We start from the raw sequence: 15,856 nt of genomic DNA on the forward strand, positions 1-15,856 counted from the left end.
TCGAGCGAAATGGCTCAGACTTTGGATACCGATGAAGCACCCTGAAAGGTTTCGCCATGGACAAATGAACTTGCCTTGACGCATCACTCCTCATGTGAGCTTTATCTCTGATGCGCCAGCTGCCGTTGAGCACTTTCGGCAAAACCTTATCGAGTTGGCTGGGATGACCGATAAAGGCGATGTGGCCGTCTCGGTCGACCACGAACGAGGTCGGAATCCCGACGGAAAAGCTGAGTTCGCTCCAAAGCTTATTCATTTCACCTGTGTAGTCGAACGCGATCCGATAGTTCAGATGCGAGCACTTTTCGGTCAGCCACGCGTTCAACTTGGTGCGAGCCTCAACGGCCGTTGGAGCGTCTTCATTAGCCGCGACGCCGACGACCTCAAGTCCGCTGTCCCTGTATTTTTCCTGGAGCCGCATCAGATCGAGCATCTCCGCCATGCATAGTTCGCACCAAGTTGCCCAAAATTCGACGATATAGACTTTGCCGGGCTGGAAGTTCGCAAGGGGCTCGCCACGCAGCCAGTCCTCCACTTTGATCGAAGGAGCCGGTGACCCCAGTTGCACTACCATGTTGCTCTCCAAAGCTGTTGCAAAGGTTGCGTGACCTTATGCGCGAGCTTGTTCCCCCTTTGAGACGGGGCACGAGGGTTCAAGGAAGGGAGAGCATCGCTCGTCTTGCGCATCTGCGTGCAGTCAGCCTTCACTCAGTGTTGCTGAATCTCAATTCGCAAAGGCCGTGCCAACGCGCTCAGCGCGCAGTAAATGCTTGATTGACTTAAAAACCCTCCGGGTGCCCAAGATAGCCGGTTGTATCGGACGCGACATGTTTTCTGCCACTGTCAGGTCTTGGACACGCATCACGCGCTTCGCGTCTCCAGAGAAGCGTGGCCACGGACGACTCGACCTATGTTCGGGCTGATGGACGAGCAGATGGACATCGTGACGTCGTTGGCTACCGCCAGGCTCGTCATCATCGTCCGCCTCAAGCCTTGCTTGAGCTTCTTGCCATCTCGGTCGCTCAGGTGGTAGCGGAACGCCATTGCGATTGCAGGGCCGCTCCATCCGAGCATCGCCTCTGCCCTACCCTTCCGCTTTGCGATTGATTTACTGGCTGGCGACGCAGGAGTTCTTCACGACGCCCGGTCATGTCCAGCTGCGGGTCGCGAGTACCGTCATCACCAGATTGACGATGACGATCGTGGCGAAGAGGGCCAGATGAGTGCCGGCATGTGCCGGCCCGGTGAACTCTCCCGGATCCCTGCTTTTGTCATTCTGTGTCCCTGTGCATAGGCCCTACAGGGACCGCCAGGTGCGAATGTGAGTGTTGTCGGAATGACCGGCCAAAGACCGCTCGGTCCCCACGCAGGTTGGGCCGGACCAACGGGAAACGCTGGAGATGCGGCTGTCCGCCACTAACCCGGGCTACCATCCCAGAGATGACAAGGCGATTGATGCCATCGTTCGCGCCGACGCCGGCAAGAGCCCGACGTCCCGACTCGAAGGGCGGTGCCTTGGCCACTGCACGGCTGTTGCGGTGGTCAGCTCCCGGCCAGTGGTGAGGGAAATCGTGATAACGCCAATACGATGCGGCTACGGTCCGAACGCGGCCTGCCGCGCTGAAACGACGCTCTTTCTCGACCTGACGCCGACCTGCGAAGCCCCGGTTTTGACTGCATTGAGGAGCGCCTGTACCTCTGCCGGCCGTTAGTCTCCGCGTTACGGATCATCTCGGTCGAGCAGAACCCCGAACGCGAGACGTCCGCGATGTTCTCGGCGACGGCGCGTGCAGATTGGCTCCGAGGAGCTTCGCGAAACTTGCGCGTTTGCCGCGGCCTTTCTCCGACTTGGCATCAGGATACCCAGGGGAGTAGAGCTTCGAACAGCATCGGTGCTGCTTCAAAACCCGTCAGCGAGCCAAAAACAGCGGCAATGGCGGCTTCCCCACTATCCATCTCGTCACGCCACCGAAGAGCCGCTCGCGCAGCCGTCGGCCTGCCATAAGCGCCCATCACTATCATGTCGGCAGACGTGTCGATTGCGTGCTGCGCGAGCACCGTGGCCACTGGTTTGCCGGCGCTCGCCAGCCGGTCAACCGACACCCAAGCACCGTGCCGAGTGAGATAGGCAGCGATGTCGGCTCCCGGCTCGGTACCGTTTCCGGTGCAGGTCGCCTCCGGATCGACTAATGCGACGCGAACTTCCTCAGCACCGGCTAGCAGATCCAGCGCTTCCCCAACCGAACGGGACGCCTCGACTCGCGAATCCCAGCCGACCAGCACGCGCCGTGGCGACAGAGTCGCCTCAGCGCCCTCCGGCACGACAAGCACCGGCTTTCCGGTATCAAACAAGCTGCCGTTGATAACAAGGGGTCCGAGGTTAATGTCGTTGAGAAGTGCGGGGCCGACGATTGTCAGGTCGTTGCAGAGCGCCCGCTGTCGCACCGCATCACCGACGCTGGCCTGATCGCAGTTGGCAATATCGACATCATAGCACCGCCACGTGGCTCTCAGCAGTTTGTGAATTTCCCTGGATGTCGTTTCCAGTCTGGCCATGTCCTGTGAAAATCTCTCGATTTGGCTGTACCGTTTTTCCAGTGCGGCAATGGCGTGCGCGCGTTGTGTAGGCCACTCGGAGATGCCGTCGCTTAGCGGCGGAGGCGACATAATGAGAGGCGGAGGCGACAAAATCAGGACGGACAAATGTGCGCCAACCTCGGCGCACAAGCTTGCAGCTGTCCTGACGTCCCGATCGGAGTGGTCAGCTCCCGCTACACTGAGCAGGCTTTTGAAGGCCATCTGACTGCTCCCTCTGAGTATGTCGCGCCCGTAGCGCGTTTCGAAGCCGCAAGACTTGCCTTCCAACGAAGATGGAGAGTGGCACCCCATCCGTTCGCTATTCAGCCGTCCGGCCACTCGAGCGAGTAGCCGGCCGACCTGACGGTACGAATGACGCTGGAGGGGGAGGCCGCCTTCAGAGCCCTTCTGAGCCGGCTGATATGGACATCCACGGTGCGTACACCGACATGGATATTGGGCGGCCAGGCCGCGCTGATCAGCTCGTCTCTGGTGAAGACCTTGCCGGGAGTCTCAAGCAAAAGCCGCAGCAGGTTGAACTCGATCGGCCCAAGGTGGACTTCGTGGCCATTACCCCGAACGCGGTGGGCATCGAGCCTTATCTCAAGGTCGCCACAGGAGATCCAGCCGCCGTTTTCAATCCCGTTCGAACCCGGCTTTGGCAGCGCCAGCTTCATCCGTAGACAGTCAAGCAGCTTGGCCGGCGCGAAGGGCCGCACAAAGCTCTCGTCAATACCAGCCTTCAAGAGATCGAGGTGCTGGTTCTCGGCGCCGGGCGCGATCAGCGCAATTACGGGCAGGCCGCCGGTCCGGGGCTCCCCCTTGAGCCGGGCGCAGATTGTGGAGCCTGTCGCGATTGTTGGCTGGCAGTCCAGCACCACGGCCTTCGGCTCCCGTTCACTGGCCAATGCAAGCGCCTCCTCCACGCCGCCGGCCAGTTGAATCGTGAAGCCATCCACCTCCAGAATGTGGCTGTGGACCAGATAGAACTCCGGATCCTGCGAACAGATCAGGACCAGTGGCTTCATCAGCGCTACCCCAAGAACCACATCGGCCTCGACCGCCTCGATTGAGAGGGCTGGCCATCGCATGTCCTCAAGGCCTGACACGATCCCGTTGATCGAAAATCGGTTCCATCACGCCCGCGCCACCTCGGGATGAGCCTCAATGGCTGCGATGGCATCGCCGGCCAGTTTGGTACCGGCCGCGGCGAGTTTCCAGAACGTCTCGAAACCGAACCGGTGGACGTCGCGCAGAGTCTTCGAAACAACGACCAACCGCCCGGCCGTGAGAAGCACGCGCCCGAAACCCTCATGGCTCATCTCCATCATCGGCGATGCCATCAGGCCGGAGCGCTCCTCGATCGCAAGCCCGACGGCGGTGTAAAACATCTCGAGCCTCCACAGCACGTCCGGATCGGGATCGCTGATGATCGGGATCGCACGGCGCTGTTCCCTGGTGATGATGAAGTCGCCCAGCAGCTCGGCGTCCGATTTGCCTTCCCAAGACCCGTGGGAATCATGAGCCCGGACCAGCCGCACAAGACATTTGAGGAACGGGGTGGCAAGGGCCGCCTCGTCTTCGGCGACAGCAGGGCTAACCACGGCGTCAGACATTTCGCCTACTCCTCATTTCAGTCCTCGTCCTCGAAGGACGGTTTCTGTACGGCGACCCCTGCCTGCGCCAGCACCTTGCGAAGCCAAGGGGGAGGACACGTCCTGAGCATCATCTGCGTGCGCAACAGCACCTCTTGGATGGTTTGGGGCTGCGGCACTTTGATCGGATGAATTTTTGCCGAAACAACCTTGGCTGCCGAAGGTCCGCCGATCGCCAGACAAAACAGCAGATGACAGCCCTTCAGTGCCTCCACCTTCGGGGTGATGCGGTCATCGCCCTCAGTTCGGTGCTTCCCGCTCTCGTCGGAAACGTCATCGAAGGCCACGGCTTCGACGAGGTGCCACTCCTCGCGCGTCACGTCGTAGACAGCAAAGCGCTTGGCCGACCCGAAATGGGCGTTGAGGTTCTTCATGTCCTGCGTGGCGATCGCCACGCGCAATGCGCCGGCTTGGCGTTCCGGCGTCGGTGCGTGAACCTCGTCAGTGACGAGCGAGAGGCGACGAACGGAGCTCATCTGGCATTTCTCGCTTACGGAGTGGATCAAGCGCCTCAGGCGTCGGCGCGTGCCGGTTGGCTTCAAAAATGTTGGCAACCTCGAAGATCAGGTCGCGGGTCCCCTGGTAGAGAATTGTGAGCTTGTGCTGGCTGCCGAGCCGGTCGAAGATCGGGAAGCCGACCCGCATGAGCGGAATGCCGAGGCGCTGCGCCGCCTGGCGGCCGTGGGAATGAGTGACGAGAAGATCAGCGCCGGCGCCAAGAGCTTCCAAATCACCGAGATCGCCGATTTGAACCGACTGCGCCGGTACTTCCTCCAAAATTTTCGACATGTCGGTCGTGGTGACCGCCGCCGCGATTTCGGAGCCCATGCCGATGAAGAAGCTCCCGAGTTGGTAGAGTTGGTCTGGTTCAGCAGCGATCGCAATTTTCTTGCCTCCAAAATGGAAATGTCCGTCGAGCAAAGCGTCCTGCAACTGCGCCCGGCGACGGCGCACCCCAGCCGGCGCCGCCGCGCCCGAAACCGCAGATAGCAGAGAGACGAACCGGTCGGCGTCCTTCAATCCAGTCAGCGACCGGAACAGCACGTAAGGCACGCCGGTCAACCTCTGAAGCAGCTCGGCCGGGCGGCGCATATGTTCACCGATGACGACGCATTGCTCGGCCGTGCCAAGCTCGCGGATATCCTCGACGCTGGTGCCGCCGTAGGTGGTCGTGATCCAGCGGTCGGGCACCGTACCGTCGAGCGAGCCGGAGACGTCCGGCAGGATCACCGGCTTAAGTCCAAAGCTTTCAACCATCTCACGCAAATGCTCGATATCAGCCACAGTGAGGTTCCAGCCAGGCAGGATCACGATCTTCTTCGACTGCCGCGCCTGCTCGCCGGGACGCGTAATCCTTTCGATCATCGCGGTGACAGCCTTGGCCCAGCCCTCTTCGATCGCGCCGTCGAAATCCGGTGTGTTGGCTAGCACCACCTCCGTACCCGCGAGTTCTTCCATGCGCTTCAGCCTGATATTGGCGATATCTCCTGCGCAGTCTTCGCCCCGGGTTTCCACCAGCGCCGTCGTGCAGACCCCGATCAGCGTTGGCTTTGTGCGGGCCTTGAGGTTGAGTATCGCCTCTTCCAGATGGTCTGCACCGCCGAGGATCGTCGCCACCTCGTCCATCGCCGTGGTCTGCAAGGGGATGGCTTCCTTGAAATGCCGCACGAAGAGCACGAGCGCGAAGCTGGTGCAGCCTTGGCTGCCGTGGAACAACGGCATCGCGCCGTCGACCCCAAGGAAGGCGTAGGCGGCGCCGAGCGGCTGCGACGACTTCAGCGGATTGATCGCCGCCGCTTTGGTCTGGGGAAGGATGCGCACCATCGCTTCCTCAACACTCGCCGAAATCGTCGGCCGTCGTGCCGGTGAATTCCTGGACAGCATGCAAGGTCGCGGTCTCGCTTTTCGTGCGCGGCAGTTCCTCCCTCACCGCAAGCTGGCAATCCCATGGTGCCGGCTCCCGCACCTGGCACCAGATCGGGTTATGAATGGCGAGGTCGATCTGGCGTACGAGTTCCACCATGCCGTCATAGCCGGCGTAAGGGTGTTGGCGCTCCTGGTTGATATCGAGCCAGGGTGTCTTGGCCTTCAGCGCGATGAATTGAGTGCGCCCGCCCGACAGCATGATATCGGCCTTGTGTTCCGAGAGCATGGCGTAAAGCTCCCGCGCAGCCATCTGCTCGAATATGTGGTTGTCGTCATTGAGTATCTGCTTGATGCGCTCCTTGTCTTCGACCGTTGACTTCTTGACAGAGGTGCCGACGATCTCGATACCGATCTCCATCAGCGCATGGACGACCGACCAGGACTTCACACCGCCGGTGTTGAGCAGCACGCGCTTGCCTTCGAGCCTCGGCCGGTAGGCCGCGAGCTTCTTCCAAGCAATCGCCTCCTCCTCTGCAATCAAGGCCTCGGTGCGGCCGAGGATTTCCGGATCGGCACCCTTCTTCACGAGCAGCTGAGATATCTGTCGGAGCGCTCCCGAGGTGTCGGTGATGCCGTAGAAGGAGCCCTCGAAAAACGGGATGTCCCAGCGCTGCTCCATCTTGCGGGCGAGATTGATGAGCGCGGTCGAGCACACCATCATAGCCGCCCGGGCGCGGTGCGCGCAGGCAATGTCGAAGTAACGCGCGTCGCCCGGAATGCAGGCGCGCACCCGGATGCCGAGCCGATCCAGCAGCGGCTTCACCAGCCAAAATTCACCCGAGAGGTTGAATTCGCCAAGAATGTTGATGTCATAGGGTCCGGCGTCGTCCGGTTCTACCGTGCCGATGACATGCTCGAGCAACGCCTCGCCGGCAAGCTTGTTGCCGAGATTCTTGGAGCCGACGAAGCCCGGCGCATTGACCGGCACCACCGGCAGGCCGAACTTTTCCGCCGCGCGCTTGCAGACGGCATCGATGTCGTCGCCGATCAGCGCCGTCACGCAGGTCGGATAGACGAAGATAGCCGGCGGCCCATACGCTTCCTTGATCTCGCGGATCGCTTTGAAGAGCTTCCGCTCGCCCTGCCCCATTACAACATCGAGTTCGGTGAGGTCGGTCGTGAAGCTTGTGCGCCACAGCGTTGGCCCGGACGAAGCCGCACCACGGTTGTCCCAGGAATTGCCCTCGCAGGCGAGCGGCGCATGGATCAAATGCGCAACGTCGGTGATCGGCTGCAGCACGATCTTGGCGCCATCGAAGGCACAGCCGCCGGCGGCCGCCCCGGGGGTCAGTGGCTTCGAACAGCCCTTTTTGCGCGCCTTGGCATCCTTGCCGCGGTTCTGCTCGCAGGCGGGCTCGTTGAAGACATCCTGGATTTTGGCTCTGAGCGAGGACATTGCGTCGGTCTCCAAAGTCCCTCGGGAAGACGACCGGCCTCACCGAAGAGGCGGCCGCCACGCTTAGCGGGTGAGGTCATACGAATAGTCCGTCACGCCCGTCTCCCTTGTCTCGCGATCGAGCTTGTCGAAGATCTTGTCGAGGATCGTCGTCAGGACGCGCAACCCGCCTTGGTAGCCCATAAGCGCAAACCGATGGTGATGGTGGCGGTCGAAGATCGGAAACGTCAGCCGGATCAGCGGCGTGCCGGTGTCGCGCTCCAGATACTTGCCATAGGAGTTGCCGATCAGCAGGTCCACCGGCTCGGTGAAGAGCAGCGAGCGCATCGCCCAGAGGTCCTTGCCCGCCCAGACTTGAGCACCCTTGCCGAAGGGCGATGATGCAAGCAGTTCCTTCAACTCCGCTTCCCATGCCGAGGTGCCGTTGGTGGCGAGGCAATGGGTCGGCTCGCCGCCCGTCTCCATGATGAAGCGGGCCATGGCGTAGACAAAGTCCGGATCGCCGTAGATGGCGTATTTCTTGCCGTGCAGCCAGGATTGGCTGTCCGCCATGGCGTCAACAAGTCGGCCGCGCTCCAGGCGGATTGCCTCGGGGATTTGCTTGCCGGAAATCGCGGAGACCTCCATCAGGAAGTCGTCGGTCGCCTGGACTCCGAGCGGGTAATGGAACGAGGCAGTCGCCTGCCCTACCCCCTCGCAATACTCCAGTGTTTTTCGGGTGTTGTAATGCTGTAGCGAAAGTGTCGCCTCGGCGTTGAGTGCCTTCCTCACGTCTTCGATCTTCGTGCCGCCGTCGTACATGCGGTATTCGCCGTCCGACGGCGTGTCGAACTGGTCAGAGGCGTCTTGGATGAAGGTATAGGACACGCCTATCAGATCGAGCAGGCGCTTGAGCTCCCGGTTGTTGCCAACGCAAAAGCCGTCGAAACCCGGAATGATGTTAATGGTTGCCTCGGCTTCCGTTCGCTCCTCGCCTTTCCAGAAATGCTCCAAAATGCCCTTGACCGTAACGTCGTAGCCGTCGACATGGCTGCCGACGAAGGCTGGCGTGTGGGCGAAGGGCACGTCGAAGTCGCGCGGGACCGAGCCTTCGTCCTTGGCGTTCTCGATGAAGCTGTGCAGGTCGTCGCCAATGACCTCCGCCATACAAGTGGTCGAGACGGCGATCATCTTCGGGTCATACAGTTGGTACGTGTTAGCGAGCCCGTCGACCATGTTCTTCAGGCCACCGAACACTGCCGCGTCCTCGGTCATCGAGGAGGAAACTGCCGAAGCAGGCTCCTTGAAATGGCGCGACAGGTGCGAGCGGTAATAGGCTACGCAGCCCTGGCTGCCGTGGACGAAGGACATGGTTCGCTCGAAGCCCGCGGCCGCGAACACCGCGCCGAGCGGCTGGCAGGCCTTGGCGGGGTTCACGACAAGCGCTTCGCGAGCGAGGTTCTTTTCGCGGTATTCCCACGTCTTGGTGAATTCGCGGTGGTCGGTAACGACCTGGTCCGGGTGCGGACATTCAAAATTCAGCCTCTTCTCGGCGAGCATCTGCCTGTATTCCGGCTCGCGGAACAGGGGCGCGTGGTCGAGAACTTTTTCAGCCGACTGCGGCATGGGTGGTTACCTCTTCTCCATCTGGCCCCCCATACGGCGGCACAGGGACGTCGAAACGTTTCAGGTCTCCCGCGGACAAAGGGCCACAGGCGTTTAACGGCCTCCCGGCTTACGGGAGGCCAGGTTTTCATTCGGCTGCGATCGCCGCCGACGGCTCGGCTTTTTTCTTCCAGGGGGCGTCGTAGAGGTTCCAGACTGGGTTGTTGATGGCCAGATCCATGTCGCGGGCGAAGATGGCGAAGCCGTCGTAGCCGTGATACGGGCCGGAATAATCCCAGGAATGCATTTGACGGAACGGTATGCCCATCTTCTGGACCGGGTACTTTTCTTTGATGCCGGAGCCAACGAGATCAGGACGGATCCCCTCAATGAACTTCTCCAGCTCGTAACCAGTCACGTCGTCATAGATCAGCGTGCCCTTCTTCACGTAATGGCCGGTACGCTGATAGTCGTCGTTATGGCCAAATTCATAGCCAGTGCCGACGATCACCATGCCCAGATCCTCATATGCCGTGACGACGTGACGGGGGCGCAGCCCGCCGACATAGAGCATCACCGTCCTGCCTTCGAGGCGCGGCCGGTACTTGGCGATGATGGCATCGACCAGCGGCCGGTATTTGGCGATGACCGCCTCGGCCTTGGCCTCGATTTCCGGCCCGAAATGCTTGGCTATCTTGCGCAGAGAGGCTTCGGTCTGGGAGGGGCCGAAGAAATTATACTCCATCCAGTCGATGCCATACTTTTCCTCCATATGCCGGCAGATGTAGTTCATCGACCTGTAGCAATGGATGAGATTGAGCTTGGCCTTTGGCGCTCGCTCTATTTCGGCCAGCGTAGCATCGCCCGACCAGTTGCCGACCACGCGCAGGCCCATCTCCTCAAGCAGGATGCGCGAAGCCCAGGCGTCGCCGCCGATGTTGTAGTCGCCGATCACATTGACATCGTACGGGCTGGCCTCGAACTCGACCTCCTTCTTCTCGAACACCCAGTCGCGGATCGCGTCGTTGGCGATGTGGTGGCCGAGTGATTGCGAGACACCGCGGAAGCCCTCGCAGCGCACCGGCACAATCGTCTTTTCGTGCTCCTTGGCCTTGTTGCGGGACACCGCTTCAGTGTCGTCGCCAATCAGGCCGATCGGACATTCGGATTGGACGGTCATGCCCTTGTTCAGCGGAAACAGTTCCTCGATCTCGTCGATGATCCGTTCCAGCTTCTTGTCGCCGCCGAAAACAATGTCCTTCTCCTGGAAATCGGAGGTGAACTGCATCGTGACGAACGTGTCGATGCCGGTCGTGCCGACGTAGTAGTTGCGGCGTTGCGACCAGGAATATTGCCCGCAGCCGACCGGGCCGTGCGAGATATGGACCATATCCTTGACTGGACCCCACACCACGCCTTTCGAGCCGGCATAGGCGCAACCGCGAATCGTCATCACTCCGGGGATGGACTTGATGTTCGATTTGACCTCGCATTCGGAAAGGACCTCGCTTTCCTCGCCAGCCTCGTCGCCGCTCTTTGCGACGCTCAGGTGCTTTTTGCGGCGCTTCGCCGCCTTGTCAGGATATTGCGACAGCACCTCCTCGATAAGCTTCGCATGGAGGGCGCCGTCATTCTCGTATTCCAGGCTCATGGGACCCCTTTCAAGGTTCAGGGTGACGCCTCACCGACGAGGCGCCGTTCTTTGAAAGGCGCGCCAGGTTAGGCCGCGCCCCCAGTCAGTAGCGGTCGTTACTGTGCGGCCGCCTTGGCCGCTTCCTTGACCTGAAGCTCGGCAAGCATCTGCTCGTCGGTCTTCATGATGCCGAAGTCGAGCAGCATGTCCTCGAGCTCCTCCATGGTGATCGGGGTGGGGATGGTGCCCTGGCCCGAATTGGCATGGATCTTCTCGGCCAGGGCCCGGTATTCCCCGGCCTGCTTGGAGTCCGGCGCATACTGAATGACAGACATCTTCCTGAGTTCGGCGTGCTGGACGATGTTATCGCGCGGCACGAAGTGGATGAGCTTGGAATTGAGCCTGGAAGCCAGCGCTTCGGCGAGGTCGAGCTCGCGGTCGGTTTGGCGCTCGTTGCAGATCAGGCCGCCGAGCCGCACGCCGCCCGAATGGGCGTATTTCAGGATGCCCTTGGCGATGTTGTTGGCGGCATAGAGCGCCATCATCTCGCCGGACATGACGATATAGATTTCCTGGGCCTTGTTCTCGCGGATCGGCATCGCGAAACCGCCGCACACCACATCCCCGAGCACGTCGTAGGAGACATAGTCGACATCGTCGTAGGCACCGTTCTCCTCGAGGAAGTTGATCGAGGTGATCACGCCGCGGCCGGCGCAGCCGACACCCGGCTCAGGGCCGCCCGACTCCACGCATTTAATGCCTTTGTAGCCGACCTTGAGCACGTCCGCGAGTTCCAGGTCTTCCACCGAACCTTCCTCTGCCGCGAGGTGCAGGACCGTATCCTGCGCCTTCGCGTTCAGGATCAGGCGGGTGGAGTCGGCTTTGGGGTCGCAGCCCACGATGAGGATTCTCTGCCCGAGGTCGACAAGGGCGGCGAGCGTATTTTGGGAGGTGGTGGACTTGCCGATGCCGCCCTTGCCGTAAAAGGCGATCTGACGCAAACCTGACATGTAGCTTTCCTTCCTTCGTTCCATTCATCGCGGCTGCCGCGACATGAATGCCGGTCGGGCAGCTGTCGCCGCCTCGCACCCAAGGATCTCAAGACTCGTGCCAGTTTGGCTGATCGAACCGAAGAATAATTTCATGGTTGCTTTTCAGGGATTTAGCTTGAGGCCAAAGAAAGGATCGTCGGTACAAGCCGTGTAGCGGACCCGACAATCGCGACATAAAGCGTCGGATCGCGATCCTCAGTCACCGCATTCGTTCGAACCGCATCGTTGTGTTGAGATGGGCGAACAGCTTCTCGACCCTCTAACGTTAATTGCGGGATGGGCGAACTCTTCTGTTCCGGCGAGCTGACGTGCTTGGTCTCGCGTGTCCTCATCGACAGTGCGCGGAGTCTTGCGCGCCACGCTGGCATACCATCGATCCACGGCCATCCATGCGGGGCCACGGGGGGATAATTCCGCCATATCACCAACCCAAGGGGACTCGGCTCACTTATCGGCGCAGGAGTTTAGTATCGGCGTCATCGCCTTCACATGTTCGTCGATCCGCTCGAGCACTTTCGCTGCGACAACGTCGCGCTCAGGCAGATGCCACCAGTGCTCGTTGACGAGTTCGACGGTCTCGACCACTGCCTTCAGGACTGCCGGCTCCGGAAGCCTTGCACGGTTCGCAAATGCTTTCCATCGCGGTGCTGCTAGCGCCTTGAACGAGCGCTCCCCTCCAAGCGAAAGCGCCATGGCGTCGGCGGGAATATATGGCACGGTCGACAGGACGTCGTAGATTGGTGCAAGCACCGGCTTGTCGCCGTTGCCGGGATAAATCAAAGACCAGTTCTTGAGGTGCATGTCGCCATTGCCAGTGATGACCGTCAGCGCCAGGCGGCGGACGAATTCGAGAGCTGCGGTAGGCGAGACGGCCACGCCAAGGGCCAAGGCTATGTCGTGATAAGCGGCCCCCTCATATTTGCGCGAGGGATACACACCGAAGACCTGAGCGAAATCCTCGATGTGAATCCTCTCGCCCTCAGCGCCGCGATCGAAGCGTTTGACGAGAAGGACCTTGCCCTCTGACAGCGTCTTGAATTCCTCGGGAATATCCTCGAAATCGGACTTCTCGACAAGTTCGCGTTCAGGCACCTCCATGCCGATCGCTGCAGCCAACGCCAGGTTAGCGAATTCATTTTCGGAAACGCCTGGAAACGCCGTCGAAGGGAACTTGGCGATGTATCGGCCTTCCTCGTCGTCCATCGGCAAGGTCAGGCCGCCGCCTTTTCCAGTGTTCTTCATGACCGACAGCTTCATCTGCACGCCGGCAAGTGAGAACCGTGCCTTGGGCTTATCCTTTGAAGCATCCTGCGAAACCGCTATCGCGCCGTCACTGGGCAACGCCCGTACGGCTCCCGGCAAATCGGCGCCCAGCGCCGCTAAAAGATCGAAATCATTGCCTGGCCGCACATTGCCTTCGTGGTGCTTTTCCATCGCCTCGCGCAATTTCTCCTCCGGTAGGAGGTTCGCGAAGAAAGCGGGCAAGGCGCCCGCCAGAGGCTTCGGATCTTTCCGCAATCCTCCCGTCGCTGCCCGGAACGACAGGCTGAAAACCGGAAAGCCGCCCGTCGCGCGGTAGGCCTCATCGAAGTTGAATGCATTGAAATCGCCCGGCGTCCTAACGATTGTGCCGATCTTCAATGCGTTCAAGTGCACGTCCAGCGACGGGATCGTCTTAGGTGCGCGAAAGACTGGAGCCATGATCGTCATCGTCAGGTTGAGAAACAAAGGCGGGTCGATCGTCATCATCATGCGGACGCAATAGAGCCTGGACAGCCGGCACCATGACTTGCGGAACCAGCATCATTTCCAGACCGAGCGCGCGAGCGATATTCATGAGCGTCGTCGCACGCGCCGCTGCGGCTCCCTTTTCGATGTCGCGATAGCGGGGACGGGATATACCCGCCAAGCCAGCGACCTGCTCCTGCGTCATGGCAGCGGCCAGCCTCGCCTGCCTGAAAAGCCCACCGATTGCGCGCAGAATTTCCGATTCAGAGTCCATCATGATACGTATACGATCTATTCCAATGCGTGATGATACGCAAAGGTATCTCACCCAGCGGGCAAGTCAAAACTTTTGTGATCTGTTCGCGTATCATATGAAGACAATGATATGCAAAGAGATCAATCCTTCTTCGAGGATCTCTCAGGCTTTAGCGCCGCACAGCGAACGGCGTTCCTCCGAGAACAGCTGCTATGGCCACCGGGCTCCTCTGATGGCGCCGCCGCCGGTTTGCCAGGCTTCTTGCGGCATGCGGCCTGGCGCTGCTCTTCTTTTTCGGCCTCGATCCGGCGCTCTTCTTGCGCCGCCAGCTTGGCCTCGGCTTCCAGCGACGCCATCCCCTGCTGGATCTTGGCCAGCCGGTACTGCTTGTCGCCGGCCCAATCCGGCATCTCGTCGCCGCGCTTGTCCTTGCCGAAGTCACGTCCTCCTCGGCATCCGCGGCCTCGGCCGCCGTCAGCATGCGAGCGACCTCGGCTTTCAATTCCAGCTCGCGCTTCTTCATGCGCCCATAACTCATCGCCTTGTGTTTCGACGCGTTCGCCTTGATCTTCGTGCCATCCAGCGCGACATGGCCGAGTTTGACCAATCCTGCCGTCTCACACAGCTTCAGAACCTGCACGAACAGCGCCTCGAGCGCCTTCAAATGCCGCTTGCGGAAGTCGCTGATCGTCCGGAAATGCGGCGGATCGAGCGCCACGATCATCACAAAATCATTCCGTTCGCGGCAGGCCCTGGCCGGCTGTTTTCGCCAGCTTTGGGCCATCGACCGCCGTGTTGCGTTCCTTCGCCCCCCTCTGTCCGTCCAGCATCACCGTCGCGGCGCACCCGCCCTTCCTGCTCAAATCACATTCAGCTCCCTGAACGCTCGCCCTTCAGCGACACGGCTGTACCCGAACGCCGAGCAATCCACCGTGCGATAGCCGCCATGCACGATCAGTTCGGCCAGCGCTTTGCCGACCGCCGGCGCCTGCTGCAGGCCGTGGCCGGAAAAACCGTTGGCGAAGAGGAAATTAGCGACCTCGGGGTGTGGACCGATCACCGCGTTCTGGTCGAGCGTATTGTAGTCGTAATGGCCGACCCAGGCGCGCGTCGGCTTGATCGCCTCGAAGGCCGGAATGCGGGTCGCCAGCACCGGCCAGATCACCTCTTCGAACAGCGGCCAGTCGGGGTCGAAATCGCCGGGGTCGGCCGGTCCTTCGCCCTCTTCCGCCTCGGCGCCGCCGGTGATGTAGACCGAGCCCTCCGGCCGGACATAGATGCCGCTCGGGTCGACCAGCAGCGGCATGTCGTCATATTTTTCGCGCGCCTCGAAGACGAAGACATTGCGCTTGCGCGGCTCCACCGGCAGCGCCAGCCCGGCCATTGCTGCCACCTTGCCGGCATTCGGCCCGGCGGCGTTAACGACGGTGCCGGCCTCGAGCCGCTCGCCATTGTCGAGGGTCACACCGGCGACGCGCTTCCCCTGCCGCTCGATACCGGTCACCGACGCTGTGATGAAATCGATGTTCTTGCTTCGCAGTGCCTTGCGGAACAGCATCAGCATCGCATGCGCGTCGACCAGCCTTCGCCGCTGCGGCCATAGGCGCCGGCGGAAATGCCCTCGACCGACAGCCACGGAAAGCGGCGGACGAGCGCCTCGGCATCCTCGAGCACGATGTCGGCGCCCTCGGCCATCTGCGCGTCGTGGTTGGCCCGCAGGATCGGCAGCCCGTTCTCGCCGGCAAGGATGAGGTAGCCGCCTTCGCGAAAGCCGATATCGGCGTCCGCGCCAAACTCTTCCCTGAGCCGCCGGAACAGTTTCAGCGTGAATTGCGACAGCCGGATGTTTTCCGGGATCGAGAACTGCTGGCGGATGGAGGCGCAGGACAGCGTGGTCGCGGCGCGGGAAAATTGCGGGTCGCGCCCGACAAGCGCGATCGAGCCCGAAAACCCTTCCTCGCGCAGATAATAGGCGACCGAGGAGCCGACGATGGCTCCGCCGATGATGACGATGTCGTAATGCACCTTTTCACTTCTCCAGTTCTAGGC

The 15,856-nt window shown here is 61.0% G+C and carries 12 protein-coding genes and 2 pseudogenes; all 14 read right to left on the minus strand.

Annotated features, from left to right (window positions below):
- A partial coding sequence (locus tag NKH17_RS31425) for a TlpA disulfide reductase family protein (RefSeq protein ID WP_352973297.1) occupies window positions 1–574 on the minus strand: 574 nt, incomplete at its 3' end.
- Window positions 575–1,854: 1,280 nt separating this feature from the next.
- Window positions 1,855–2,799, minus strand: coding sequence for a putative universal stress family protein (locus NKH17_RS31430; protein ID WP_352973299.1), 945 nt, complete (start codon window positions 2,797–2,799; stop codon window positions 1,855–1,857).
- Window positions 2,800–2,900: 101 nt separating this feature from the next.
- Window positions 2,901–3,686 carry a response regulator transcription factor gene (locus NKH17_RS31435; protein WP_352791826.1) on the minus strand — a complete coding sequence of 262 codons (786 nt, stop codon included), beginning with the start codon at window positions 3,684–3,686 and terminating at the stop codon, window positions 2,901–2,903.
- Between the two features lie 27 nt (window positions 3,687–3,713).
- Window positions 3,714–4,193, minus strand: a complete 480-nt coding sequence (locus tag NKH17_RS31440) for a NifX-associated nitrogen fixation protein (RefSeq protein WP_352973301.1) — start codon at window positions 4,191–4,193, stop codon at window positions 3,714–3,716.
- A 17-nt stretch (window positions 4,194–4,210) separates the two neighbouring features.
- Window positions 4,211–4,708, minus strand: a complete 498-nt coding sequence (nifX, locus tag NKH17_RS31445) for a nitrogen fixation protein NifX (protein ID WP_352973304.1) — start codon at window positions 4,706–4,708, stop codon at window positions 4,211–4,213.
- On the minus strand, window positions 4,674–6,056 hold the full coding sequence (gene nifN, locus NKH17_RS31450) for a nitrogenase iron-molybdenum cofactor biosynthesis protein NifN (protein ID WP_352973306.1): 1,383 nt from the start codon (window positions 6,054–6,056) through the stop codon (window positions 4,674–4,676). Before nifN ends, nifX begins: the two co-directional genes overlap by 35 nt.
- 7 nt (window positions 6,057–6,063) lie before the next feature.
- A complete protein-coding gene (nifE, locus tag NKH17_RS31455) occupies window positions 6,064–7,554 on the minus strand; it encodes a nitrogenase iron-molybdenum cofactor biosynthesis protein NifE (RefSeq protein WP_352973308.1) in 1,491 nt (496 codons plus the stop codon).
- A gap of 63 nt (window positions 7,555–7,617) precedes the next feature.
- Complete coding sequence (gene nifK / locus NKH17_RS31460; protein ID WP_352973310.1) at window positions 7,618–9,159, minus strand: nitrogenase molybdenum-iron protein subunit beta; 1,542 nt, start codon at window positions 9,157–9,159, stop codon at window positions 7,618–7,620.
- A gap of 127 nt (window positions 9,160–9,286) precedes the next feature.
- On the minus strand, window positions 9,287–10,789 hold the full coding sequence (gene nifD, locus NKH17_RS31465; RefSeq protein ID WP_352973312.1) for a nitrogenase molybdenum-iron protein alpha chain: 1,503 nt from the start codon (window positions 10,787–10,789) through the stop codon (window positions 9,287–9,289).
- A 98-nt stretch (window positions 10,790–10,887) separates the two neighbouring features.
- Window positions 10,888–11,781 (minus strand): nitrogenase iron protein, encoded by an 894-nt coding sequence (gene nifH, locus NKH17_RS31470; RefSeq protein WP_023801970.1) that lies wholly within the window; start codon window positions 11,779–11,781, stop codon window positions 10,888–10,890.
- Between the two features lie 486 nt (window positions 11,782–12,267).
- Window positions 12,268–13,524 carry a type II toxin-antitoxin system HipA family toxin gene (locus NKH17_RS31475; RefSeq protein WP_352973314.1) on the minus strand — a complete coding sequence of 419 codons (1,257 nt, stop codon included), beginning with the start codon at window positions 13,522–13,524 and terminating at the stop codon, window positions 12,268–12,270.
- Window positions 13,499–13,825 (minus strand): helix-turn-helix domain-containing protein, encoded by a 327-nt coding sequence (locus tag NKH17_RS31480; RefSeq protein ID WP_352829864.1) that lies wholly within the window; start codon window positions 13,823–13,825, stop codon window positions 13,499–13,501. Before NKH17_RS31480 ends, NKH17_RS31475 begins: the two co-directional genes overlap by 26 nt.
- Before the next feature lie 314 nt (window positions 13,826–14,139).
- A pseudogene (locus NKH17_RS31485) lies at window positions 14,140–14,573 on the minus strand (transposase); the annotation flags it as partial.
- Between the two features lie 93 nt (window positions 14,574–14,666).
- A pseudogene (locus NKH17_RS31490) lies at window positions 14,667–15,832 on the minus strand (NAD(P)/FAD-dependent oxidoreductase).
- Window positions 15,833–15,856: the final 24 nt, after the last annotated feature.

The sequence above is a fragment of the Mesorhizobium sp. M1334 genome (assembly GCF_040317995.1).
Lineage (GTDB): Bacteria > Pseudomonadota > Alphaproteobacteria > Rhizobiales > Rhizobiaceae > Mesorhizobium.

Excerpts from the sequence above, each read along its gene's own strand:
- NKH17_RS31430 (WP_352973299.1), bottom strand. The coding sequence starts at position 2,799 with ATGGCCTTCAAAAGCCTGCTCAGTGTAGCGGGAGCTGACCACTCCGAT.
- NKH17_RS31440 (WP_352973301.1), bottom strand. The coding sequence starts at position 4,193 with ATGTCTGACGCCGTGGTTAGCCCTGCTGTCGCCGAAGACGAGGCGGCC.
- nifX (WP_352973304.1), bottom strand. The coding sequence starts at position 4,708 with ATGAGCTCCGTTCGTCGCCTCTCGCTCGTCACTGACGAGGTTCACGCA.
- nifN (WP_352973306.1), bottom strand. The coding sequence starts at position 6,056 with ATGGTGCGCATCCTTCCCCAGACCAAAGCGGCGGCGATCAATCCGCTG.
- nifE (WP_352973308.1), bottom strand. The coding sequence starts at position 7,554 with ATGTCCTCGCTCAGAGCCAAAATCCAGGATGTCTTCAACGAGCCCGCC.
- nifK (WP_352973310.1), bottom strand. The coding sequence starts at position 9,159 with ATGCCGCAGTCGGCTGAAAAAGTTCTCGACCACGCGCCCCTGTTCCGC.
- nifD (WP_352973312.1), bottom strand. The coding sequence starts at position 10,789 with ATGAGCCTGGAATACGAGAATGACGGCGCCCTCCATGCGAAGCTTATC.
- nifH (WP_023801970.1), bottom strand. The coding sequence starts at position 11,781 with ATGTCAGGTTTGCGTCAGATCGCCTTTTACGGCAAGGGCGGCATCGGC.
- NKH17_RS31475 (WP_352973314.1), bottom strand. The coding sequence starts at position 13,524 with ATGGCTCCAGTCTTTCGCGCACCTAAGACGATCCCGTCGCTGGACGTG.
- NKH17_RS31480 (WP_352829864.1), bottom strand. The coding sequence starts at position 13,825 with ATGGACTCTGAATCGGAAATTCTGCGCGCAATCGGTGGGCTTTTCAGG.